Raw genomic sequence first — 21,312 nt, forward strand, 5'->3', positions numbered from 1 at the left:
GAATCCCGCTGGGGTCACCAGCACACGAAACCCCCGCCGAGCTCCTGCTCTGCGGGGGTTTCGTCGTCCCGTCCGACAGACGGTGTCGACCCGGCTCGGCACATGTGCACATCCACACACCGTCCAGGTGCGGGCGATCGCGGGCGCCGCGGGTGGGGCGGTACGCTGTCGACGTCGCCAGACCCGGCAGTGGGGCCTGCCGGACCCAACCGCGCACCAGCCGCCAACGGTCCCTATCCCGAACACCGCACGCGCGGAGACGATCCGGCGTGCTCGGCGATAGGAGTACCGATGACCGATGAGCGCCCACCACACCTGCGATGGGGCTTCATCGCCCTGGTCGCCTTCGGCGGCGCGATCGGGACCACCGTCCGCGCACTGCTCGCTGCAGCGTTCCCCGCCCACGACGGCATCAGCTGGACCATCCTGGCGATCAACGTCGTCGGGGCGTTCTGCCTCGGGTTCCTGCTCGATGCGCTCGCACGCCGCGGCGCCGACGTCGGTCGTCGTCGCGCGGCCCGCCTGTTCGTCGGCACCGGCGTCCTGGGCGGCTTCACGACCTACAGCACGCTCGCGGACGACACCGCGCAGCTGCTCGACCTCGGCCGGTGGACGGCCGGCAGCGGGTACGCCCTGCTGTCGGTCGTGCTCGGACTCGCCGCGGTCGTCCTCGGTCTCTGGGTCGCCGCGGCCACCCGGCCCCGCACCCGCCCCGAACCGCTGCAGGACGCCCGATGAGCCCCGTCGAACTGCTCCTCGTCGCGGTCGGCGGGGGAGCAGGCGCCGCGCTGCGCTTCGTGCTCGACGGGCTCGTCAAGGGCCGCGTGGCCCGTTCGCGGTTCGCCGGGTTCCCGGTCGGCACGCTGCTCATCAACGTGTCGGGGTCGCTCCTGCTCGGCGTGCTGACGGGCCTCGGACAGGCCGGCACCATCCCCGCCTCGACGGTCGCGGTGCTCGGGACGGGCATGATGGGTGGGTACACGACGTTCTCGACGGCGAGCGTCGAGACCGTACAGCTCCTCCGATCCGGCAAGACCCGGCTCGCCGTCCTGAACGGCCTCGGGATGCTCGTCGTCTCGGTCGGCGCAGCTGCGCTCGGCCTCTGGATCGGAAGGAACTCATGACCTCGGAACGCCCCGGCGAACTCGTCCTCGTCCGTCACGGAGAGACGGAGTGGTCGAAGAGCGGGCAACACACCGGCCGCACCGACATCCCGCTCACCGACAACGGCGTCGAGCAGGCGAAGCGCGCAGGCCGGTACCTCGGGGACCGGTCGTTCGCGCTGGCGCTGTCGAGCCCGCTGCAGCGCGCCCGCGACACCGCACACCTGATCGGCGTCGAGCCGGAGCTCGACGAGGACCTGTACGAGTGGGACTACGGCGCGTACGAGGGCCTCACCACCCCGCAGATCAAGGTGCTGCGCCACGGACCGTGGGACCTGTGGACCGACGGCGTCCCCGCCGGCGACACCCCCGGTGAGAACGCCGCCGAGGTCCGGGTCCGCGTCGAGCGCATCCTGAACCGTGCCCGTCCGGTGCTCGCCGAGGGCCACGACGCCGTGTTCATCGCGCACGGCCACGTGCTGCGGGCGCTCGGCGCCGCGTGGATCCGGCTCGCACCGCAGGACGGTGCCGTGCTGAAGCTCGGCACCGCTTCGGTCAGCGTCCTGGGCTACGAGCACGGCCGCCCCGTCATCGACGCCTGGAACATCCAGCCGCGCGACTGACGCGCTGGTGGGGCGTCCGGTGCTCGCGAAAGCGACAGACCCGCGGCACCCGGTGCGGTCCCGTCCGCGAGGGCGACAGACTTCAGCGGTTGTTCCGCAGCGATCTGTCGCTTTCGCAGGGCGCGGTGGTCGTGACCACGGACGGACGGGAGGCCCGTGGCGGCCCCGCCACGGGCCTCCCGTCCGTCGTCCGCGCCCGTTCCTTCCCCTGTCACGCGCGATGGCAGGCGGAATCGGGCATCCCTGGTCGGAAGGAATGACCAGGAACGCCCGGAACGACCGGGTGCGTCAGACCGTGCGGATCGCGCTCGTCGCACCGAGGGCACGGCCGCGCCGGCGCTCGATCGCACGCCCGACGAGCAGCAGCCCCACGCCGACCACGGCACCGAGCACGGTCTGCGCGATCCGGTCGAGCGCGAGCAGCTGGGGCGCCTCGGGCAGGCTCAGCCACGAGACCGCCAACGCAAGCGGGGTGAGGAACAGCAGGCACACGGCGTAGTTCCGGGCGACGAAGATCTCGGCGAAGAACTGCCCGACGACGGCCAGCACGACGATCCACCACGCCGACGGTTCGAGCAGCAGGACGCCGACCGCGACCACGGTGCCCCCGATCGTGCCGACCACACGCTGCCCGGCGCGGACGACGGTGTGCCGCTGCCGGATCGCCGGCAGCGTCGACACCACCGCGATGACGGCCCAGTACGGGTGGCCGAGTCCGGGGATCGACTCCGCGACCGCACCGGCGACGAGTGACCCGACGACGTTGAGCGCGACGGTCTCCCACAGGGCCGGGGTCCCGAGGACCGCGAGCGAGCGGTGCTTGCGGTCGGCCAGCGGGCGGAACCGGTGCGGGGCGTGCGGGTGGAGCACCCGGCGGAGCACCGAACCGGACATCGCGACGAGCCAGGCCCAGACCACCGAGCACACGATGATCGTCGCGACGAGCGGGACGTCCGCCGGACGCATCGGGACGAGTGCGGACACGACGAACGCGAACACCGGGAAGATCGGCTGAGCGGGGATCGCCCGGAGCGCGGAGAGGGTGCAGACCGCGACCACCAGGACGACGACGAGACCCACGGCCTGCAGCCAGAGCGGCGACCCGACGAGCCCGACCCCGATGCCGGCGAACATGCAGAGCGTCTGCAGTGCACCCGCGACGCCGGTGGTGACGGCACGCTGCCGGTAGGGCTCGGTCGCACCGAAGATGGCGGTGAACCCGGCGAACATGGCAAAGGCGGCGTACCCGGGCATCCCGAGGGCGATGAGCAGCGCGAGCGGTGCGCCACCGGCGATCGCGGCGCGGGCCGCGCCCTCGAGGTTGATGGTCCGGGTCGAGTGCGCAGGTGTCGTCATGTCGTCCCCATCTTCCCACCGCGACAGGTGTCGGGCAGTCGCCCCGGGCCTCCAGGCCGCGCCGTCACGGGGTGACGGGCGTGCGACGGCGGGGTGACGGGCCCGCGACGGACGGGGTGCCGCATGTGCGACGGGCGGGGTGCCGCGCGTTGGTATACCAATGGTAGAGTCGCCTGATCGTGCCGCGGTCGCGGCGCAACGACGAGGACGAGGAGGGCCGGGCTCATGGGAAAGACGCTCGCCGAGAAGGTGTGGGACGACCACGTCGTGGTCAAGGGTGAGGACGGCAACCCCGACCTCCTCTACATCGACCTCCACCTCGTGCACGAGGTGACGAGTCCGCAGGCGTTCGACGGCCTGCGGCAGGCCGGTCGGCCGGTCCGTCGCCTCGACCTGACGATCGCGACCGAGGACCACAACACCCCCACGCTCGCCATCGACCGCCCCATCGCGGACCCGACGAGCCGGATCCAGATCGAGACCCTCCGTCGCAACTGCGAGGAGTTCGGCGTCCGCCTGCACTCCCTGGGTGACAAGGAGCAGGGCATCGTCCACGTGGTCGGCCCGCAGCTCGGCCTCACCATGCCCGGCATCACCGTGGTCTGCGGCGACTCGCACACCAGCACCCACGGGGCCTTCGGCGCGATGGCCTTCGGCATCGGCACGTCCGAGGTCGAGCACGTCCTCGCCACGCAGACCCTGCCGCTCAAGCCGTTCAAGACGATGGCGATCACGGTCGAGGGCACGCTGCGCCCCGGGGTGACGGCGAAGGACATCATCCTGGCCGTCATCGCGAAGATCGGCACCGGCGGCGGCCAGGGCTACGTGCTCGAGTACCGCGGCTCCGCGATCCGCGCGCTCTCGATGGAGGGGCGCATGACGATCTGCAACATGTCGATCGAGGCCGGTGCCCGCGCCGGCATGGTCGCCCCCGACCAGACGACCTACGACTACGTGCAGGGCCGCGACCACGCCCCGACCGGTGCGGACTGGGACGACGCCGTCGCCTACTGGGAGACCCTCACCACCGACGACGACGCCGTGTTCGACGCCGAGGTGTTCATCGACGCCGACGACCTCGAGCCCTTCGTCACCTGGGGCACGAACCCCGGCCAGGGCGTCTCGCTGTCCGAGAACGTGCCGGACCCGTCGAGCTACAGCGACCCCAACGACCAGGCCGCAGCACGCCGAGCCCTGGGGTACATGGACATCACCGCCGGCACCCCGATGAAGGACATCGCCGTCGACGCGGTGTTCATGGGGTCCTGCACGAACTCGCGCATCGAGGACCTGCGGGCCTTCGCGTCGATCATCAAGGGCCGCACCAAGGCCGACGGCGTCCGGGTGATGGTCGTGCCCGGCTCCGCCCGCGTCCGGCTCGAGGCCGAAGCCGAGGGACTCGACAAGGTGTTCACCGAGTTCGGAGCCGAGTGGCGGTTCGCCGGCTGCTCGATGTGCCTCGGCATGAACCCGGACCAGCTGGCACCGGGGGAGCGCTGTGCGAGCACCTCGAACCGCAACTTCGAGGGGCGCCAGGGCAAGGGCGGCCGCACGCACCTGGTCTCGCCGCTCGTCGCCGCGGCCACCGCGGTGCGCGGCACGCTGTCCAGCCCGTGGGACCTGGAGACCGACGACGAGATCGCGGCGGCGACGTCCGCCACCGCCACCGAGGGGACCTTCTGATGGACAAGATCACCACCGTCACCGGCATCGCGGCCCCGCTCAAGCGGTCCAACGTCGACACCGACCAGATCATCCCCGCGGTCTACCTGAAGCGCGTCACGAAGACCGGCTTCGAGGACGCCCTGTTCTCCGGGTGGCGCCAGGACCCCGACTTCGTCCTGAACCAGGAGCGCTACCAGGGCGCCCGCGTCCTGATCGCCGGCCCCGACTTCGGCACCGGGTCGTCCCGCGAGCACGCCGTCTGGGCGCTCCGTGACTTCGGCTTCTCGGTCGTGATCTCGCCCCGGTTCGCGGACATCTTCCGGGGCAACGCCGGCAAGCAGGGCCTGGTCACCGCGATCGTGACCGAACCGGAAGTCGAGCGGCTGTGGGCCGTCATCGAGGCGAACCCGGGCGTCGAGGCGACGGTCGACCTCGTGTCGCAGCGCGTGTCGCTGGGGGATGTGGACGTCCCCTTCGAGATCGACGCTTACACTCGTTGGCGGTTGATGGAAGGGCTCGACGACATCGGGCTCACCCTCCGTGACGAGACCTCGATCACGGAGTTCGAATCCCGCCGCTCCAGTTGGCGGCCGAAGACATTGCCGGTGAAGTAGTGAACTCTCTCGTACAGGACGCAGCGGCCGCAGGGGCGCGCGTGGGCCTCACGTCGGACGAGATCGTCATCCGCGGGGGCAAGCCCCTCGTGGGGCGCATCGAGGTCCGTGGGGCGAAGAACCTCGCGACCAAGGCCATGGTGGCGTCGCTGCTCGGTGACACCCCGTCGATCCTCCGTGACGTGCCGGACATCTCCGACGTCAAGGTGGTCCGCGGGCTGCTCGAGGTGCACGGCGTGCGCATCACCGATCCGGCACGAGGCGAGCTCATCCTCGACCCGTCGCGCGTCGAGTCGGCGCACTTCGCCGAGATCGACGCCCACGCCGGCTCGAGCCGCATCCCGATCCTGTTCTGCGGCCCGCTGCTGCACAAGCTCGGCGAGGCGTTCATCCCCGACCTCGGCGGCTGCCGCATCGGCGACCGCCCGATCGACTTCCACCTCGACGCGCTCCGCGCCATGGGCGCGGTCGTCGACAAGCAGGTCAACGGCATCCACCTGACGGCCCCGGACGGCCTGACCGGCGCCTCCATCGAGCTGCCGTACCCGAGCGTCGGCGCCACCGAGCAGGTCCTGCTCTCGGCGACCCTCGCCAAGGGCGTCACGGAGCTGCGGAACGCCGCGATCGAGCCCGAGATCATGGACCTCATCGCGATCCTGCAGAAGATGGGCGCCATCGTCTCGGTCGAGCCGAACCGTGTCATCTTCATCGAGGGTGTCGAGTCGCTCCGTGGCTACACGCACCGTGCGATCAACGACCGCAACGAGGCCGCGAGCTGGGCCTCCGCAGCGCTCGCCACCAACGGCGACATCTTCGTCGAGGGTGCGAACCAGCAGGAGCTCATGACGTTCCTCAACGTCTTCCGCAAGGTCGGCGGCGGGTTCGACATCCAGGAGGACGGGATCCGGTTCTACCGCGAGCTGGACACCCTGAAGCCCGTGGTCATCGAGACCGACGTGCACCCCGGCTTCATGACGGACTGGCAGCAGCCGCTCGTCGTCGCGCTGACGCAGGCCGACGGCCAGAGCATCGTGCACGAGACCGTCTACGAGAACCGCTTCGGCTTCACCGACGCCCTGAACGAGATGGGTGCCGACATCGTCGTGCACAAGGAGGGGCTCCCCGGCCACGACCGCCGTGTCGCCCGCCGCCCGTTCGAGCAGGCCGCCGTCGTCACCGGGCCCACGAAGCTGCACGCCGCGAACGTCCGCGTCCCCGACCTGCGCGGTGGCTTCAGCCACCTCATCGCGGCGCTGACCGCCGAGGGTGAGTCGCACATCACCAACGTCGGCATCATCAGCCGCGGCTACGAGCACTTCATCCCGAAGCTGCGCAAGCTCGGCGCCGACTTCGACTTCGCTGGGTAGGCACCGTGCGGGCTGAAGGAAAGGGTGACGGTCTGGAGGCCCGTGGCGGCTCCGACGCGCAGGTCGCGACCGGCATCCCCGTGCGTGGGCGCCGATGGCGCCGCGGCGAGCTGAACACCGCGTTCCGCATCGTCGCCTCCATCGTCATCCCGACGTTCCGGTTCTCGGCGCGCTACCACTGGCACGGCCCGAACCGCCTGCCGGCGGAGGGCGCGTTCGTGCTCGCGCCGAACCACTTCACGAACATCGACCCGCTGGTCGTGGGCACCGCCGTGTACATCTCGAAGCGGGCGCCGCGGTTCCTGGCGAAGGCGTCGCTGTTCACGGTCCCCGTGGTCGGCAAGCTCATGTCCGGCATGGGGCAGATCCCGGTCGAACGCTCCGGCCGGACGCGTCTGAGCGACCCGCTCGGCGGCGGCCGGTCGCTCGTCGAGCAGGGCGGGGCGATCATCGTCTACCCCGAGGGCACGCTCACGCGCGACCCGGACCTGTGGCCGATGCGCGGCAAGACGGGCGCGGTCCGGATCGCGCTCGAGAACGACGTCCCGATCATCCCGATGGCCCACTGGGGCACGCAGAACATCATGGCGCGGTACGGCAAGAAGCTCCGGCTGTTCCCGCCGTCGCGCGTCGACGTGATCATCGGCGACCCGGTCGACCTGTCGGCGTACCGCGGTCGGCCGATCGACCAGCAGATGCTCGGCGAGGCCACCGAACTCGTCATGCGCGAGATCACCGCGCTGCTCGAGGTGCTCCGTGGTGAACGGGCACCCGCGACCCGCTGGGACCCGGCGGCGAACAACCAGAAGGAGACCGGCCGGTTTGAGTGACCTCCGCCCCCACGACGACCGACCCGACCCCGCTGCGGCGGCTCCCGGGGCCTTCGACACCGCTGCGATCCGGGTGGTCATGCAGTCGACCGACAAGCCCCGGGTGGCCGTCATCGGTGCCGGCAGCTGGGGCACCACGTTCGCGAAGGTGCTGGCCGAGGGCGGTGCGTCCACCGTGGTGTGGGCCCGGCGCCCCGAGGTCGCCCGCGAGATCACCGAGACCAAGCGCAACTCGGACTACCTGCCCGGCATCAACCTGCCGCGCACGCTGACCGCCTCGACGTCCCTCGAGCGCGTGCTCGACGGTGCCTCGCAGGTGTACGTCTCGGTGCCCTCGCAGACCCTGCGCTCCAACCTCGCCGCGATCCGCGAGCTGCTGCCCGCCGACGTGCCGGTCGTCAGCCTGATGAAGGGCGTCGAGAAGAGCACGGGGCTGCGGATGAGCGAGGTCCTGCTGCAGGGCCTCGGCATCGACCAGGACCGCATCGCCGTGGCCAGCGGCCCGAACCTGGCGCTCGAGATCGCCCGCCGGCAGCCGACCGCCGCCGTGGTGTCGTCGTCCTCGCTGGAGACCGCCACCGACGTCGCCGCCGTCGCGACGAACCCGTACTTCCGGTCGTTCATCAACACCGACGTCATCGGCACCGAGTTCGGCGGCGTGCTGAAGAACCTCATCGCCGTCGCGATCGGCATCGTCGACGGGGTCGGCTACGGCGAGAACACCAAGGCCTCGATCATCACCCGCGGCCTGGCCGAGATGACCGACTTCGCGGTGTCGCTCGGTGCGCAGTCGTCCACGCTGTCCGGGCTCGCGGGCCTCGGCGACCTCATCGCCACGTGCCAGTCGCCGCTGTCGCGGAACAACACCGCCGGGCGGCTGCTCGGTCAGGGCTACCGGTTCGACGAGGTCGTCCGCCAGATGAACCAGACGGCGGAGGGGCTGGCCTCGGTCGCCCCGATCCTCGAGCTGGCCGCGGCGAACGGTGTCGACATGCCCATCGTCAGCCAGGTCGGCGAGGTCCTCGCCGGTAGGCTCGATCCGCGCAACATCGCGCCGCACCTCACCGAGACCGACGAGCCGCAGGGCGAGTGACCGGTCCCGCACCGAGTCACGAAGGGACTCCCGTGCCCACGATCCCCGAGGGAACCCCCATGCCCAGGACCACCGTCGCCGTGCTCTTCGGCGGTCGATCGAGCGAGCACGAGATCAGCTGCGTGACCGCCGGCGGCATCATGGACGTCGTCGACCGGTCCGAGTACGACCTGGTGCCGATCGGGATCACCCAGGACGGTGCCTTCACGCTGCAGTCCGACGACCCGGCGCAGTGGACGATCCGCGACGGCGCGCTGCCGACCGTGCCCGACAACGGCACGCGGATCGCGTTCCCGACGTCCCCGGCCACGAACGAACTCGTCGTGTCGCACCCCGACGGCACCGTCACCGCGATCCCGGTCGACGTGGTGTTCCCGATCCTGCACGGCCCCTTCGGAGAGGACGGCACGATCCAGGGCCTGCTCGAGATCGCCGGGCTGCCCTACGTCGGCGACGGCGTGCTCGCGAGCGCCCTGGCCATGGACAAGCACGTCGCCAAGGCCGTGCTCGAGCACGCCGGGCTGCGGGTCGCCCCGTGGACAACAGTGCTCCGCCGGCAGTGGGCGGCCGACCCGGTCGACGTCGCCGAAACGGTCGCCGCACACGGCTGGCCGCTGTTCGTCAAGCCGGCCCGAGCGGGATCGAGCATGGGCGTCTCACGCGTCGACGACCCCTCGCAGCTGGGTGCCGCCATGGACCTGGCGTTCGAGCACGACTCCAAGGTCATCATCGAGCCGCGGGTGATCGGCCGCGAGGTCGAGGTGGCCGTGCTCGAGGGGCGCGACGGTGCGCCGCGGACGAGCCTGCCCGGCGAGATCGTGGTGGCCGAGGACGGCTTCTACGACTTCGCCTCGAAGTACCTGGGCGGCGACGAGTCGCTGCTCTGCCCGGCCCCGCTGACCGAGGCGCAGACCGACGAGATCCGCTCGATCGGCGCGCGCGCGTTCGAGGCCATCGGCGGTTCGGGCCTGGCCCGTGTCGACTGCTTCCTGACCGACGACGGCTTCGTCGTGAACGAGGTCAACACGATGCCGGGCTTCACGCCGCTGTCGATGTACCCGCGCTGCTGGGCGGCGTCGGGTGTGTCCTACGGCGAGCTGGTCACCGAGCTCATCGAACTGGGTCGCGCCGCCGTCCGCTGACCAGGTCGGTCAGCCCTGCACGTCCGCCGGGTCGAGGCACTCGTGTCCGTCCTTCGGCAGCGACGACACGGCGTCGGACAGCTCCTGCACGACCGACGTGGTCTTCGTCGAGTCGACGACGACCTGCACGGCCGGCGACCGTCCGAACGTGGTGAAGACGACCTGGTCGCCGCGGTCGTCGCGGATCCAGTCGACGCCGCCCTGCGAGAAGCACGGCAGGTCGGACACGGTGGGCACGGCGACGCCGCAGTGGTAGATCGCCACCTCGGGGTCGCCCCAGGCCGCCGTGGCCTGTGCGTTCGTGTTCCGCAGGTCGAACTCGGAGCCCACGGTCGCGGGCAGTCGGACCTGCACGGCGGCACACGCTGCGGCGTCGGCCGACGGCGCTGCGGTCATCGAGACGGCGTTCGTGCACCCGGTCAGCCCGGCGGCGAGGGTGATCACGACCCCGACGATCGCGAGGGTCCGAGGGGTGCGGCGCGCGGTGTCCATCGCCGTCCAGGCTACCGTTCTCGTGTGGACGCGACGGACGACGCCTGGAACGGACCGACGGTGGGGGAGCTCGGCGAACTCGTCGTCCTCGACCGGATCACGAGCCGCCTGCCGACCGGGACGCCGATCCTCGGCCCCGGTGACGACTGCGCGGTGGTGGCAGCACCCGACGGTCGGTTCGTCGTCACGACCGACATGATGGTCCACGGTCCGGACTTCCGGTGGGCATGGTCGTCGCCGACGGACGTCGGGTGGAAGGCCGCCGCCACGAACCTCTCCGACGTCGCGGCGATGGGTGCGGTGCCGAGTGGCCTCGTGATCGCCCTGGCAGCGCCGCAGGACACCCCCGTCGCGGTCCTCGAGGGCATCGCCGACGGCTTCCGGCTCGCCGTCGACGCGCTCGCGCCGGGGTGCGGGGTGGTCGGTGGGGACCTCTCCACCTCGGCCACGTTCACGGTCACCGTCACCGCCTTCGGGGACCTGCGCGGCCTCGCACCCGTGCTGCGGTCGGGCGCCGGGGTCGGTGACGTGCTCGCGGTGTCCGGCGAGACGGGTCGTGCCGCACGTGGGCTGTCCCGGCTGTTCCGCGACGGCGTGGACGACCGGGGCGAACCGGACCGCGCAGCGACCGTGACGAGCGGCGCCGACACGGACCCCGACGTCGGACGGCAGCGTCGCCCGGTACCGCCGATCGCCGACGGCCCGCTCGCCGCGCAGACGGGGGCCACCGCGATGCTCGACCTGTCGGACGGCCTGGCGATCGATGCCGGCCGGCTGGCGCGCGCGAGCCGCGTCACGCTGGAGATCGACGCCGAGGCCGAACTCGACGACGCCGCGCTGCACGGCGGCGAGGACCACGGACTCCTCGCCACGTTCCCCGCCGACGTCGTCCTGCCCGGGGGCTTCCGCCGCATCGGCGTCGTGCGGGAGCGTGGCGACGCAGACCTGTTGCGCGCCGGTTCCCCGGTGCCGACGACCGGCTGGGACCCCTACGCCGACTGGGACGGCGCCGCCGGCTGACCCGGCTGACCCGATCCGGTCGGTGCAGGACCGTGTTGCGACAGGACACGCGTCGTTCGACACGTGCACTGTCGCAGAGCGCGTGCACAGGCGCACCGCGCCTCAGTCGGCGGCGACGGCCTCCCACGCGACGGTCTCGCCGTAGCTGCGCTTGCTGAACGGCGCGAGCCCCGTCGGCCAGGTGGGTTCGGGGGAGCGCTTGCTCCGCTCGACCACGACGACGGCGTCGGGAGTCAGCTTCGGCGCCAGCGCCTCGAGCACCTCGGCGAGCTCGTGCTCCGTGACGTCGTAGGGCGGGTCGATGAACACCAGGTCGAAGGTGCGGACGGTTCCGCGCAGGTACCCGAGCACGGGCTGCGGCTGCACGTCGATCCGGACACCGGGGATCCGCTGCTGCACCGCCTTCGCGTTCGCCCGGCACGCCTGCGCCGCTGCGGACGCCCGGTCCACCAGGACCACCTCGACGGCCCCGCGCGACGCCGCTTCGAGCCCGAGCGCGCCCGTGCCCGCGTACAGGTCGGCCACCGACGTGTCCTCGACCAGTCCCCGCGCCTCGAGCGACGAGAACAGCGCCTCACGCACGCGGTCGCTCGTCGGCCGGGTGCCGGACTTCGGCACGCGGAGCGTCAGGGAGCCGGCGGCGCCGGCGATGATGCGGGTCATGCAGCCACCGTATCGGCCCGGCGGGTCCGTTCCGGCGTTCTCCACAGGCCCACTCGGGAGGCGCGGGTGGGGTCGGTCGTGCCCGGTACCGTTGGACCGTGGTCACCTCCGGAACCCCCGCTGCGCCGGCCGCGCCCGACCTCGGTCCGGCGCCGCTCGACGCGCGGCTCGCGAACGTCCTCGGCGGTCGGACGGCGACCGCGATCGAGAAGGCCTTCGGCTACCGCACGGTGGGGGAGTTCCTCGAGCACGCGCCGCGTCGGTACGCCGAGCGTGGTGCGCTGACGGCCCTCGACTCGCTCGCGATCGGCGAACCGGTCACCATCGTGGCCGAGGTGGTCGACGTCCGCGAACGCACGATGCGCGCGCGTCGTGGCTCCATCCTCGAAGCGAAGATCGGTGACGGCAAGGGGCTGCTCACCCTGACGTTCTTCAACCAGGGATGGCGCACGAAGGACCTCGTGCCCGGCGCCCGCGGCATCTTCTCCGGCAAGGTCAGCGACTACCGCGGTGCCCGGCAGCTCGCCCACCCGGACTACGAGCTGTTCGACCCGGACGACCCACGGGCCACCGCCGACCCCGGTTCCGACGAAGCGATCCGGTGGTCGCGCCAGCCGATCCCGATCTACCCGGCGACGGCCTCGCTCACCTCGTGGCAGATCGCGAAGTCCATCGGCATCGTCCTCGACACCCTCCCGGACCTGCCCGACCCCGTGCCCGCGTCCGCACGGTCCCGGCTCGACCTCGTGCCGTTCCGTCGGGCCCTCGAACTGCTGCACCGCCCCGAGAAGGTCGCCGACTTCAAGCGCGCGCAGGACGCCCTGCGCTACCGCGAGGCGTTCGTGCTGCAGACCGCCCTGGTGCAGCGACGGATCGCGGCCCGTCGCACCGCGGCGACGCCGCGCGTGGCCGCTCCCGGTGGCATCCTCGAACGCTTCGACGCCACCCTGCCCTTCACGCTGACCGACGACCAGCGTGCCGTCGGTGCCGACATCGACCACGACCTCGCCCGTACCTGGCCCATGCACCGCCTGATCCAGGGTGAGGTCGGTTCCGGCAAGACCCTCGTGGCGATCCGGGCCATGCTCACCGTGGCCGAGTCCGGCGGGCAGTCCGCGCTCATCGCCCCGACCGAGGTGCTTGCGGCGCAGCACCTGCGGTCCATCGTGAAGTTCCTCGGTCCGGACCTGGCGGCCGAACTCCGACCGGTGATCCTGACGGGGTCGCAGTCCACCGACGAACGCCGTCGTGCCCTGCTCGCCGCGGTGTCGGGCAGCTCACGGCTGGTCGTCGGCACCCACGCCCTCCTGGGCGACCGGGTGGACTTCGCCGAGCTCGGACTCGTGGTGGTCGACGAGCAGCACCGCTTCGGCGTCGAGCAGCGCGAGGCCCTCCGCACCAAGGGCACGACCCCGCCGCACGTGCTCGTGCTCACGGCCACACCGATCCCGCGCACCGTCGCGATGACCGTGTTCGGCGACCTCGACGTCTCGACCATCACGGGCATGCCGTCGGGGCGTGCCGGCGTCGAGACCTTCACCGTCCCGCTCGCGGAGCACCCCGGCTGGGAGCCCCGGATCTGGTCGCGGATGGCCGAGGAACTCGCGAAGGGCCGGCAGGCGTTCGTCGTCTGTCCGGCCATCGACGACGCCCACACCGAGGACGACGGGGAGCCGGAACCCGCCGAGGCCGAGGCCGACGCCCCGAAGCGCGCTCCTGCGACCGTCCTCGCCACGGCCGAGCGGATGCGCACCATGCCCGCGCTCGAGGGGCGCTCGATCGCGGTCCTGCACGGCCGGATGACCGCCGACGAGAAGGACCGCGTGATGACGTCCTTCGCCGCCGGTGACCTCGACGTCGTCGTGGCCACGACCGTGATCGAGGTCGGGGTCGACGTGCCGAACGCGGCGATGATGGCGGTCCTCGACGCCGACCGGTTCGGTGTCTCGCAGCTCCACCAGCTGCGCGGTCGCATCGGCCGTGGGCAGTGGGCCGGTGTCTGCCTGCTCGTCACCACGGCCGAGCTCGAGACCACCTCGCGTGAGCGCGTCGACGCGGTGGCCGCCTCGGACGACGGCTTCGAGCTCGCCCGGATCGACCTCGAGCTCCGACGCGAAGGCGACGTCCTGGGTGAACGGCAGTCCGGAGGGCGGTCCTCGCTCAACCTGCTCCGGGTGGTCGAGCACGCGGACCTCATCGTCGACGCGCGCGAAGAGGCCGAGCGGGTACTCGAACCCGACCCGGAGCTCGAGGGGTCGCCGGCCCTCCGCGACGCGCTCGCCCGGCGCCTCGACGAGTCCGACGCGGCGTTCCTCGGCAAGAACTGACCCGGGGGCACGACGGCGCGCGCGGTATCGTCGCTGCCATGGCGCAGATCGCGGTGGTCCCCGGTTCCTTCGACCCCGTCACCCTCGGGCACCTCGACGTCATCGGCCGCGCGGCCGGGCTCTTCGACGAGGTGCACGTCCTCGTGGTGCACAACCCCGACAAGAAGCCGGCGATGTTCGAGGCGGTCGACCGGGTCCGGCTCATCCGGGACTCGCTGGTCGAGGTCGGCGCGCCCGGGACGGTCACGGTCGGCGAATGGACGTCGGGCCTGCTGGTCGACTACTGCCGGCAGGTCGGCGCGAAGGTCCTGGTGAAGGGCGTGCGGTCCGGCGAGGACGTCGCGTACGAGACCCCGATGGCCATCATGAACCGCCACCTGGCCGACGTCGAGACGGTGTTCCTGCTGCCCGAGGCATCGCGGGCGCACGTGTCGAGCTCGCTCATCCGCCAGGTGTCGTCCCTCGGCGGCGACGTCACGCCCTACGTGCCGAAGACCGTCGCGGACGCCCTCGCGGCCCGCTGAGCGTCCCCGGGGCGGCACCGCGTCCGGACACGCCTGTCGCCACCTCGACTCTCGGCCTGGATCGCGCTAGGCTTGTCGATCGTGTCTTCCCCCGTGAACAGCCCCTACGCCCTGCGCGTGCGCGACCTCGCGCACCGGCCGGGCGAGATGCGCGAGCACTCGCTCGACATCGAGGTGCCCGACGCGATGGGGGCCGGTCTGATCGCCGTCCGCCAGGGTGCGGAACTGCGGATCGACGTCAAGCTCGAAGGCCTGCACGAGGGCGTCCTCGTGTCCGGGCACGCTTCAGCCGACGCCGCGGGGGAGTGCTCGCGCTGCCTCATCGACATCAGCGAACCGATCGAGGTCGATTTCGCCGAGCTGTTCGCGTATGATGCCTCGGAGGATTTCGACTTCTTCGTTCGCGATGACCACGTGGACACCGAACAGGTCGTTCGAGATGCGGTGGTGCTGTCGCTGCCGTTCCAGCCGGTCTGCCGACCGGACTGCCCAGGACTCGACCCGGTGACGGGTGAGCGTCTGGCCGACCTCGGCGAGCAGCCCGCTCGTCAGGTGATCGACCCCCGGTGGGCAGCGCTCAGCGGGATCGCTCTCGACGACAGTGCTGCAGGATCCACCGACGGTGACACCACCGCACCGAAGACCACCGAGGGCGAGGAGCGGGCCGAGACCGAGTAGGTCCCGACACCGCCAGCCCCCGTTCCGACCACCGACCAACCGAAAGAGATTCACCATGGCCGTTCCCAAGCGCAAGCAGTCCCGTGCGAACACGCACGCCCGTCGTTCGCAGTGGAAGGCCACGCCGATCCAGCTCGTCAAGACGATCGAGAACGGTCAGGTCACCTACAGCCTCCCGCACCGCGCGAAGGTCGTCGAGGACTCGGCCGGCACGCCCCTGTACATGGAGTACAAGGGCCGCAAGGTCGCCGACGTCTGATCGGACCGAACGCATGACGACAACGTCCGGCGCTGCGGGGTCTCGCCCCGCGGGGCCGGACGTCGTTCGTCTGCAGGGCATCCTCGGGGTCGACATCGATCTCGAGCTGCTCCAGCTCGCCCTGACGCACCGTTCCTACGCCTACGAGCACGGCGGCATCAAGCACAACGAGCGCCTCGAGTTCCTCGGGGACTCGATCCTCGGCCAGGCCGTGACCGTGAAGCTCTACCGGTCGTTCCCCGACCTCGACGAAGGCGACCTCGCCAAGCGTCGAGCGAGCCTGGTGTCGACCGTGGCGCTGGCCGAGATCGCCCGGATGATCGGGCTCGGCCGCTACCTGCGCCTCGGCAAGGGCGAGGAACAGACCGGTGGGCGCGACAAGTCGTCGATCCTGGCCGACACGGTCGAAGCCGTGATCGGCGCGACGTACCTGTCGGCCGGCCCCGACCCGGCCACCGAGCTCGTGCTCCGTCTGGTCGAGCCGCTCATGATCGACCCGGACCGCTTCGGCGCCGCGATGGACCCGAAGACGAGCCTGCAGGAGCTCGCCTCGAGCCGCTCGCTCGGCAACCCGGCGTACCGCGTCACCGAGACCGGCCCGGACCACGACAAGACCTTCACGGCCACGGTCGTCCTGCAGGGCGAGGACATCGCCACCGGCACCGGGTCGAGCAAGAAGGCAGCCGAGATGGCCGCCGCGCTCGACGCGTGGACGCGGCTGTCCGGTCGAGCGGCCTGACCGCGTGCCCGAACTCCCCGAGGTCGAGGTCGTCCGCGCCGGCCTCGAACCCGCCGTCAGCGGCGCGCGGGTCCTGCACGTCGACGTGGTCGACGACCGTGCCCTGACCCGGCACGACGGCCCCGCCGAGGACTTCGCCGACCGACTGACCGGTCGCACCATCGCCGCCGCCGTCCGCCGGGGCAAGTTCCTCTGGATGCCGCTGCAGCCCGAGCACGACGGGGACCGCCCCGAGGCACTCGTCGCCCACCTCGGCATGAGCGGGCAGATCCTGCTGGGCCGTGGTCGGCAGGCGGCGAAGCACCGGCGGATCCTCATCGACGTGCAGCCCGCGGGCACCGACCGTGCGGGTGCGCCGGAACCCCCGGTGGAGCTCGAGTTCGTCGACCAGCGCACGTTCGGTTCGATGGCGATCGACGCGATGGTGCCGACGATCGACGGTGCTCCCGCCGGGTTCGGCGGGCAGGTCGACGCGACCGACCCCGAAGCCGTGTGGCGCCGCTGGGTGCCCGGCCAGGTGTCGCACATCGCGCGTGACCCACTCGATCCCGCGTTCGACGACGACCGGTTCACCGCGATGGCCCGGAAGCGCTCGAGCGGCATCAAGCGGGTGCTGCTCGACCAGGGTGTCGTGAGCGGCATCGGCAACATCTACGCCGACGAGTCGCTGTGGGCGGCGAAGCTGCACTACGACCGCGCCGCCGACCGGCTCACCCGCGCCGACCTGCGACGCCTGCTCGACGAGGTCCGCGCCATCCTGCGCCGGGCGCTCGAGGACGGAGGCACGAGCTTCGACGCCCAGTACGTCAACGTGAACGGGCAGTCCGGGTACTTCTCGCAGCGCCTGAACGTCTACGGCCAGCAGGGCAAGCCGTGCCCCCGCTGCGGCACCACGATCGTCCGCGAGGCCTTCATGAACCGGTCGAGCCACATCTGTCCCGTGTGCCAACCGCGTCCCCGTGCCCGCACGCGTTAGCCTGACGCCAACCTGAGCATCCGGAGACCGCATGTACTTGAAGAGCCTGACCATCAAGGGGTTCAAGTCCTTCGCGCAGCCGACGACGTTCGCGTTCGAGCCGGGCGTGACGTGCATCGTCGGCCCGAACGGCTCCGGCAAGTCGAACGTGGTGGACGCCCTGGCCTGGGTGATGGGGGAGCAGGGGGCGAAGACCCTGCGCGGCGGCAAGATGGAGGACGTCATCTTCGCCGGCACCTCCACCCGCGGTCCGCTCGGTCGCGCCCAGGTGCTGCTGACCATCGACAACAGCGACGGCCTGCTGCCGATCGAGTACTCCGAGGTGACGATCGCGCGCACACTGTTCCGCAACGGCGGCAGCGAGTACGCCATCAACGGTGAGAACTGCCGACTGCTCGACGTGCAGGAGCTGCTGAGCGACACCGGCCTGGGCCGTGAGATGCACGTGATCGTCGGGCAGGGGCAGCTCGACAAGGTGCTGCACGCCACGCCGGAGGACCGCCGCGGCTTCATCGAGGAGGCCGCGGGGATCCTGAAGCACCGCCGCCGCAAGGAGAAGACCCTCCGCAAGCTCGACGCGATGCAGACCAACCTGACCCGCTTGTCCGACCTGGCCGGTGAGATCCGGCGGCAGCTGAAGCCCCTCGGGCGACAGGCCGAGGTCGCGCGCAAGGCCCAGTCGGTCGCCGCGGTCTTCCGCGACGCCAAGGCCCGCATCCTGGCCGACGACGTGGTGCGCCTGCGCCGCGAGCTGCACGACCACCAGGAGGTCGAGGCCGGCCGCAAGTCCGAGCGCATCGTCCTGACCGAACGGCTCGACCAGACCCGGGTGCGCCAGCAGCATGTCGAGCAGAGCATGGTCGGCGACGACGTCGACCGCGCCCGCACCGTCGTGCACCGGCTCGAGAGCGTGCAGGAGCGCCTCCGCGGCCTGTCGAGCCTGGCGAACCAGCGCCTGATGTTCCTGGCGCAGCAGGCCGACGCCCCGCAGCAGGGCCCGACCGTCACCCAGGAGCAGGTGGACGGGGTCCGCGCCGAGGCCGATCGCCTCGCGGCCCGTGCCGACGAGATGCAGGGCGGCTCGGCGACGACGGCCCGTGCCGTGCAGGACGCCCGGGTCGCCCTCGACGCCCTCGACGAGCGGATCGCCGCGCAGGCCGCCCGGGTCTCGCAGCACGACCTCGAGGCGCAGCGGCTCGCCAGTGCCGTTGACGTCGCGCGGTCGAAGCGCGGTTCCGCCGTCGCCGACCGTGAACGGCGGGAGCGGGCTCTCGCCGAGGCCGGGGAGCGTGCCGAGCGTGCTGCGGCGGCCCTCGCCGAACTCGGGGTCGACCCGTCCGAAGGTGTCGACGAGGCCGCACTCGCGCAGACCCTCGAGCAGGCGCGTGCCGAGCTCGAACGGGCACAGAGCGCGCGCGACGAGCAGCGCGACCGGCTGCACGCCCTCGAACGCGAGCGGGACGCCCTGGACGCCCGGGTCACCGCGCTCGGCATGTCGATCGAGGTCCGTGACGGCTCGCAGGCCCTGATCGACGCCGGCCGCGCGGGCATCGTCGGTCGCCTGGCCGACAGCCTGACCGTGTCGCCCGGGTTCGAGGCCGCGATCGCCACCGCGCTCGAGGGCATCGCCGACGCCGTGCTCGCCGACGGCCGCGGTGTGGCGCTCGACGCCGTCGACCACGCCCGTGCCGCTGACCTCGGCCGGATCGACGTCGTCGTCGCGGACGCCGCGCCCGTCTCCACCGCTCTGCCCGCGACCCTGCCGGCCGGCGTCCGCCGTGCCACCGACCTGGTGCAGGGACCGCCGGCGCTCGCGTCGATCCTGCGCGACACGCTGGTCGCGGAGACCGACGACCTCGACCTGGAGGCGGTGCTCACCGCCGCCCCGCAGGCCACGGTGGTCACGCGGTCCGGTGACCTCGTCCGTGCGGTCCGCGTGACCGGCGGCGGGGAACGCGTGACCTCGCGCATCGAGCTCGTCGCGGAGCGCGACGACGCCGTGACCCGACGCGACGCGATCGCGACCGACGCCGAGGACGCCGCCACGGGCCTCCAGGCCGCGCGCAGCGCCGTCGAGGACGCACGCCGTCGTGCGGACGAGGCCGACGCGGCATCCCGGGCGTACACGCGGGCGAAGGCCGAGTACGACCGCACGAGTGCGTCGACGCGGGCGAAGGCGGAGAACGCCGCGGCCGAGGTCGAGCGCCTGCGCGCCGCGCTGGCGGAGACCGACGGTGCCGTCGAGACCGCCGAGGCGGCGCTGGCCGAGGCCGAGTCGGCCCACCGGACCTTCACCGAGCAGGACCGCCCCGTGGTCGATGCGTCCGAGCGCCCCGCGCTGCAGGACGCGCTCGAGGCCGCGCGCGCCGCCGAGGTCGAGCAGCGCATCCAGGTCGAGACCGTGCGCGAGCGGGTGCGCGCCGAACGAAACCGCGCCGACCAGCTCGAACGCCAGCTGGAGGCCGAGCGTGCCGCCGCTGAGGAAGCCGCGCGGCTCGCGGTGATCCGCCGCGGACAGATCCGCACCGCCGAAGCCGTGCTCGCCGACCTGCCCGGGGTGCTCGGCGCGGTCGACCGTTCGCTGGCCGAGGCGCGGGTGCAGCTGGCGACCGAGGAAGCCGAGCGGTCGAAGCGCAACACCGAGCTGCAGACGATCCGCAACGAGGAACGTGAACTCCGCGACCGCCTGCAGACCATCACCGACGGCGTGCACTCCCTCGAGATGGAGATCTACGAGAAGAAGCTGCACGTCTCCGGCGTCCTCGACCGGGCGCAGAGCGAGCTCGGGCTGACCGAGGCGGTACTGGTGGCCGAGTACGGGCCGCACGTGCCGGTGCCGGTCGACGTGCTCGTGGACCCGCGGGTGCTCGCGCGGAAGCACCGCGAGGCGGAGCGCGCAGCGGCGGCCGTCGCCGCCGACGCCGCGGGCGTGCCCGAGCCGGACCGCGCGGACGCGCACGAAGACGCAGACGCAGACGCAGAGATGAGCACCGACGACGGCACTGACGAGCCGGCCGACGACCTGGCCCTCGTCGAGCCTGCGTCCACCCTGCCCGGCGGCCCCGCCCTGCCCGAGTTCGACACGACCGACGAGATCGACCCCGCCGACGTCGAGACCGTCCCCTACGTCCGCGCCGAGCAGGAGCGCCGGCTCAAGGCCGCCGAGCGCGACCTCGGACAGCTCGGCAAGGTGAACCCGCTCGCGCTCGAGGAGTTCCAGGCGCTCGAGCAGCGGCACGCGTTCCTCGCCGAGCAGCTCGAGGACCTGCAGAAGACCCGGACGGACCTGCTGACGATCATCGACGAGCTCGACACGAAGATGCAGACGATCTTCGAGTCCGCGTTCAACGACACGAAGGAAGCGTTCGACGTCATCTTCCCGATCCTGTTCCCGGGCGGCTCGGGGTCGATCAACCTGACCGACCCGACCGACCTGCTCGGCACCGGGATCGACGTGCAGGTGAAGCCCGCCGGCAAGAAGATCGACCGCCTGACGCTGCTGTCCGGCGGCGAGCGGTCGCTGGCTGCGGTGGCGCTCCTCGTCGCGATCTTCACCGCGAGGCCGTCGCCGTTCTACATCATGGACGAGGTCGAGGCGGCGCTCGACGACGCCAACCTCGGCCGTCTGCTGACCGTGTTCGAGCGCCTGCGCGAGTCGTCGCAGCTCATCGTCATCACGCACCAGAAGCGCACGATGGAGATCGCGGACGCCCTGTACGGGGTGTCGATGCGGCAGGACGGCGTCTCCGCCGTCGTCGGGCAGCGGGTGCAGAAGCGCGAGCCGGCGGACGCGGTCGCGTAGGCGCCCTGGTCGCGACCGCGACAGACAGGAGGCGCGGTG

20 protein-coding genes are annotated in these 21,312 nt (G+C 71.8%); 17 read left to right on the plus strand and 3 right to left on the minus strand.

Features of this window, described 5'->3' with window-relative positions; all coding sequences use genetic code 11:
- The first annotated feature begins 291 nt into the window (after positions 1 to 291).
- Genes BIU95_RS10315 through BIU95_RS10325 form a run of 3 tightly spaced genes read left to right on the plus strand, consistent with a single transcriptional unit; the run spans position 292 to position 1,726 of the window.
- Positions 292 to 738, plus strand: coding sequence for a CrcB family protein (locus BIU95_RS10315; protein WP_042539689.1), 447 nt, complete (start codon positions 292 to 294; stop codon positions 736 to 738).
- Positions 735 to 1,124: a fluoride efflux transporter CrcB gene (gene crcB, locus BIU95_RS10320; protein WP_042539687.1), complete on the plus strand. Its 390-nt coding sequence runs from the start codon at positions 735 to 737 to the stop codon at positions 1,122 to 1,124. Before BIU95_RS10315 ends, crcB begins: the two co-directional genes overlap by 4 nt.
- A complete protein-coding gene (locus BIU95_RS10325) occupies positions 1,121 to 1,726 on the plus strand; it encodes a histidine phosphatase family protein (protein ID WP_017887138.1) in 606 nt (201 codons plus the stop codon). Before crcB ends, BIU95_RS10325 begins: the two co-directional genes overlap by 4 nt.
- A 288-nt stretch (positions 1,727 to 2,014) precedes the next feature.
- On the opposite strand, the gene BIU95_RS10330 is transcribed toward BIU95_RS10325, so the two are convergent.
- Positions 2,015 to 3,082, minus strand: a complete 1,068-nt coding sequence (locus BIU95_RS10330) for an FUSC family protein (protein ID WP_071251630.1) — start codon at positions 3,080 to 3,082, stop codon at positions 2,015 to 2,017.
- A 225-nt stretch (positions 3,083 to 3,307) separates the two neighbouring features.
- Between BIU95_RS10330 and leuC the strand changes: the two genes are divergently transcribed.
- The 6 genes from leuC to BIU95_RS10360 all read left to right on the plus strand — a co-directional run bounded on the left by leuC (position 3,308) and on the right by BIU95_RS10360 (position 9,793).
- Positions 3,308 to 4,765: a 3-isopropylmalate dehydratase large subunit gene (gene leuC, locus BIU95_RS10335; RefSeq protein WP_071251631.1), complete on the plus strand. Its 1,458-nt coding sequence runs from the start codon at positions 3,308 to 3,310 to the stop codon at positions 4,763 to 4,765.
- Positions 4,765 to 5,361, plus strand: coding sequence for a 3-isopropylmalate dehydratase small subunit (gene leuD / locus BIU95_RS10340; protein WP_071251632.1), 597 nt, complete (start codon positions 4,765 to 4,767; stop codon positions 5,359 to 5,361). The genes leuC and leuD overlap by 1 nt, the downstream gene beginning before the upstream one ends.
- Entirely contained in the window at positions 5,361 to 6,728 is a 1,368-nt protein-coding gene (murA, locus tag BIU95_RS10345; RefSeq protein ID WP_031259726.1) for a UDP-N-acetylglucosamine 1-carboxyvinyltransferase, read from the plus strand. Before leuD ends, murA begins: the two co-directional genes overlap by 1 nt.
- Before the next feature lie 5 nt (positions 6,729 to 6,733).
- Positions 6,734 to 7,558, plus strand: coding sequence for a 1-acyl-sn-glycerol-3-phosphate acyltransferase (locus BIU95_RS10350; protein ID WP_017887143.1), 825 nt, complete (start codon positions 6,734 to 6,736; stop codon positions 7,556 to 7,558).
- A gap of 79 nt (positions 7,559 to 7,637) precedes the next feature.
- Positions 7,638 to 8,651, plus strand: coding sequence for an NAD(P)H-dependent glycerol-3-phosphate dehydrogenase (locus tag BIU95_RS10355; RefSeq protein WP_031259730.1), 1,014 nt, complete (start codon positions 7,638 to 7,640; stop codon positions 8,649 to 8,651).
- A 59-nt stretch (positions 8,652 to 8,710) separates the two neighbouring features.
- Positions 8,711 to 9,793, plus strand: a complete 1,083-nt coding sequence (locus BIU95_RS10360) for a D-alanine--D-alanine ligase family protein (protein WP_017887145.1) — start codon at positions 8,711 to 8,713, stop codon at positions 9,791 to 9,793.
- Positions 9,794 to 9,802: 9 nt separating this feature from the next.
- On the opposite strand, the gene BIU95_RS10365 is transcribed toward BIU95_RS10360, so the two are convergent.
- The gene (locus tag BIU95_RS10365; RefSeq protein WP_071251633.1) at positions 9,803 to 10,285 is read right to left on the minus strand and encodes a DUF3515 family protein; all 483 of its coding nucleotides are present in this window, start codon (positions 10,283 to 10,285) and stop codon (positions 9,803 to 9,805) included.
- A 24-nt stretch (positions 10,286 to 10,309) separates the two neighbouring features.
- Between BIU95_RS10365 and thiL the strand changes: the two genes are divergently transcribed.
- The gene (gene thiL, locus BIU95_RS10370) at positions 10,310 to 11,305 is read left to right on the plus strand and encodes a thiamine-phosphate kinase (RefSeq protein ID WP_071251634.1); all 996 of its coding nucleotides are present in this window, start codon (positions 10,310 to 10,312) and stop codon (positions 11,303 to 11,305) included.
- A gap of 102 nt (positions 11,306 to 11,407) precedes the next feature.
- On the opposite strand, the gene BIU95_RS10375 is transcribed toward thiL, so the two are convergent.
- Positions 11,408 to 11,968 (minus strand): RsmD family RNA methyltransferase, encoded by a 561-nt coding sequence (locus BIU95_RS10375; RefSeq protein ID WP_017887148.1) that lies wholly within the window; start codon positions 11,966 to 11,968, stop codon positions 11,408 to 11,410.
- A 98-nt stretch (positions 11,969 to 12,066) separates the two neighbouring features.
- Between BIU95_RS10375 and BIU95_RS10380 the strand changes: the two genes are divergently transcribed.
- The 7 genes from BIU95_RS10380 (at position 12,067) to BIU95_RS10410 (ending at position 21,273) form a co-directional block, all read left to right on the plus strand.
- On the plus strand, positions 12,067 to 14,295 hold the full coding sequence (locus tag BIU95_RS10380) for an ATP-dependent DNA helicase RecG (protein WP_071251635.1): 2,229 nt from the start codon (positions 12,067 to 12,069) through the stop codon (positions 14,293 to 14,295).
- A 38-nt stretch (positions 14,296 to 14,333) separates the two neighbouring features.
- A complete protein-coding gene (gene coaD, locus BIU95_RS10385) occupies positions 14,334 to 14,819 on the plus strand; it encodes a pantetheine-phosphate adenylyltransferase (RefSeq protein WP_017888275.1) in 486 nt (161 codons plus the stop codon).
- Positions 14,820 to 14,900: 81 nt separating this feature from the next.
- A complete protein-coding gene (locus BIU95_RS10390) occupies positions 14,901 to 15,497 on the plus strand; it encodes a DUF177 domain-containing protein (protein ID WP_231564092.1) in 597 nt (198 codons plus the stop codon).
- A gap of 55 nt (positions 15,498 to 15,552) precedes the next feature.
- A complete protein-coding gene (rpmF, locus tag BIU95_RS10395; RefSeq protein WP_017888273.1) occupies positions 15,553 to 15,756 on the plus strand; it encodes a 50S ribosomal protein L32 in 204 nt (67 codons plus the stop codon).
- Between the two features lie 13 nt (positions 15,757 to 15,769).
- The gene (gene rnc, locus BIU95_RS10400) at positions 15,770 to 16,495 is read left to right on the plus strand and encodes a ribonuclease III (RefSeq protein WP_017888272.1); all 726 of its coding nucleotides are present in this window, start codon (positions 15,770 to 15,772) and stop codon (positions 16,493 to 16,495) included.
- A 4-nt stretch (positions 16,496 to 16,499) separates the two neighbouring features.
- Positions 16,500 to 17,471 (plus strand): bifunctional DNA-formamidopyrimidine glycosylase/DNA-(apurinic or apyrimidinic site) lyase, encoded by a 972-nt coding sequence (gene mutM / locus BIU95_RS10405; RefSeq protein ID WP_071251636.1) that lies wholly within the window; start codon positions 16,500 to 16,502, stop codon positions 17,469 to 17,471.
- A gap of 31 nt (positions 17,472 to 17,502) precedes the next feature.
- Positions 17,503 to 21,273 (plus strand): AAA family ATPase, encoded by a 3,771-nt coding sequence (locus BIU95_RS10410; RefSeq protein WP_071251637.1) that lies wholly within the window; start codon positions 17,503 to 17,505, stop codon positions 21,271 to 21,273.
- Positions 21,274 to 21,312 lie beyond the last annotated feature (39 nt).

The sequence above is a fragment of the Curtobacterium sp. MCBA15_007 genome (assembly GCF_001864905.1).
In the GTDB taxonomy this organism is placed as follows: Bacteria; Actinomycetota; Actinomycetes; order Actinomycetales; family Microbacteriaceae; genus Curtobacterium; species Curtobacterium poinsettiae.

Coding starts and splice junctions, on each gene's coding strand:
- BIU95_RS10315 (WP_042539689.1), top strand. CDS start 292: ATGACCGATGAGCGCCCACCACACCTGCGATGGGGCTTCATCGCCCTG.
- crcB (WP_042539687.1), top strand. CDS start 735: ATGAGCCCCGTCGAACTGCTCCTCGTCGCGGTCGGCGGGGGAGCAGGC.
- BIU95_RS10325 (WP_017887138.1), top strand. CDS start 1,121: ATGACCTCGGAACGCCCCGGCGAACTCGTCCTCGTCCGTCACGGAGAG.
- BIU95_RS10330 (WP_071251630.1), bottom strand. CDS start 3,082: ATGACGACACCTGCGCACTCGACCCGGACCATCAACCTCGAGGGCGCG.
- leuC (WP_071251631.1), top strand. CDS start 3,308: ATGGGAAAGACGCTCGCCGAGAAGGTGTGGGACGACCACGTCGTGGTC.
- leuD (WP_071251632.1), top strand. CDS start 4,765: ATGGACAAGATCACCACCGTCACCGGCATCGCGGCCCCGCTCAAGCGG.
- BIU95_RS10355 (WP_031259730.1), top strand. CDS start 7,638: ATGCAGTCGACCGACAAGCCCCGGGTGGCCGTCATCGGTGCCGGCAGC.
- BIU95_RS10360 (WP_017887145.1), top strand. CDS start 8,711: ATGCCCAGGACCACCGTCGCCGTGCTCTTCGGCGGTCGATCGAGCGAG.
- BIU95_RS10365 (WP_071251633.1), bottom strand. CDS start 10,285: ATGGACACCGCGCGCCGCACCCCTCGGACCCTCGCGATCGTCGGGGTC.
- BIU95_RS10375 (WP_017887148.1), bottom strand. CDS start 11,968: ATGACCCGCATCATCGCCGGCGCCGCCGGCTCCCTGACGCTCCGCGTG.
- coaD (WP_017888275.1), top strand. CDS start 14,334: ATGGCGCAGATCGCGGTGGTCCCCGGTTCCTTCGACCCCGTCACCCTC.
- rpmF (WP_017888273.1), top strand. CDS start 15,553: ATGGCCGTTCCCAAGCGCAAGCAGTCCCGTGCGAACACGCACGCCCGT.
- rnc (WP_017888272.1), top strand. CDS start 15,770: ATGACGACAACGTCCGGCGCTGCGGGGTCTCGCCCCGCGGGGCCGGAC.
- BIU95_RS10410 (WP_071251637.1), top strand. CDS start 17,503: ATGTACTTGAAGAGCCTGACCATCAAGGGGTTCAAGTCCTTCGCGCAG.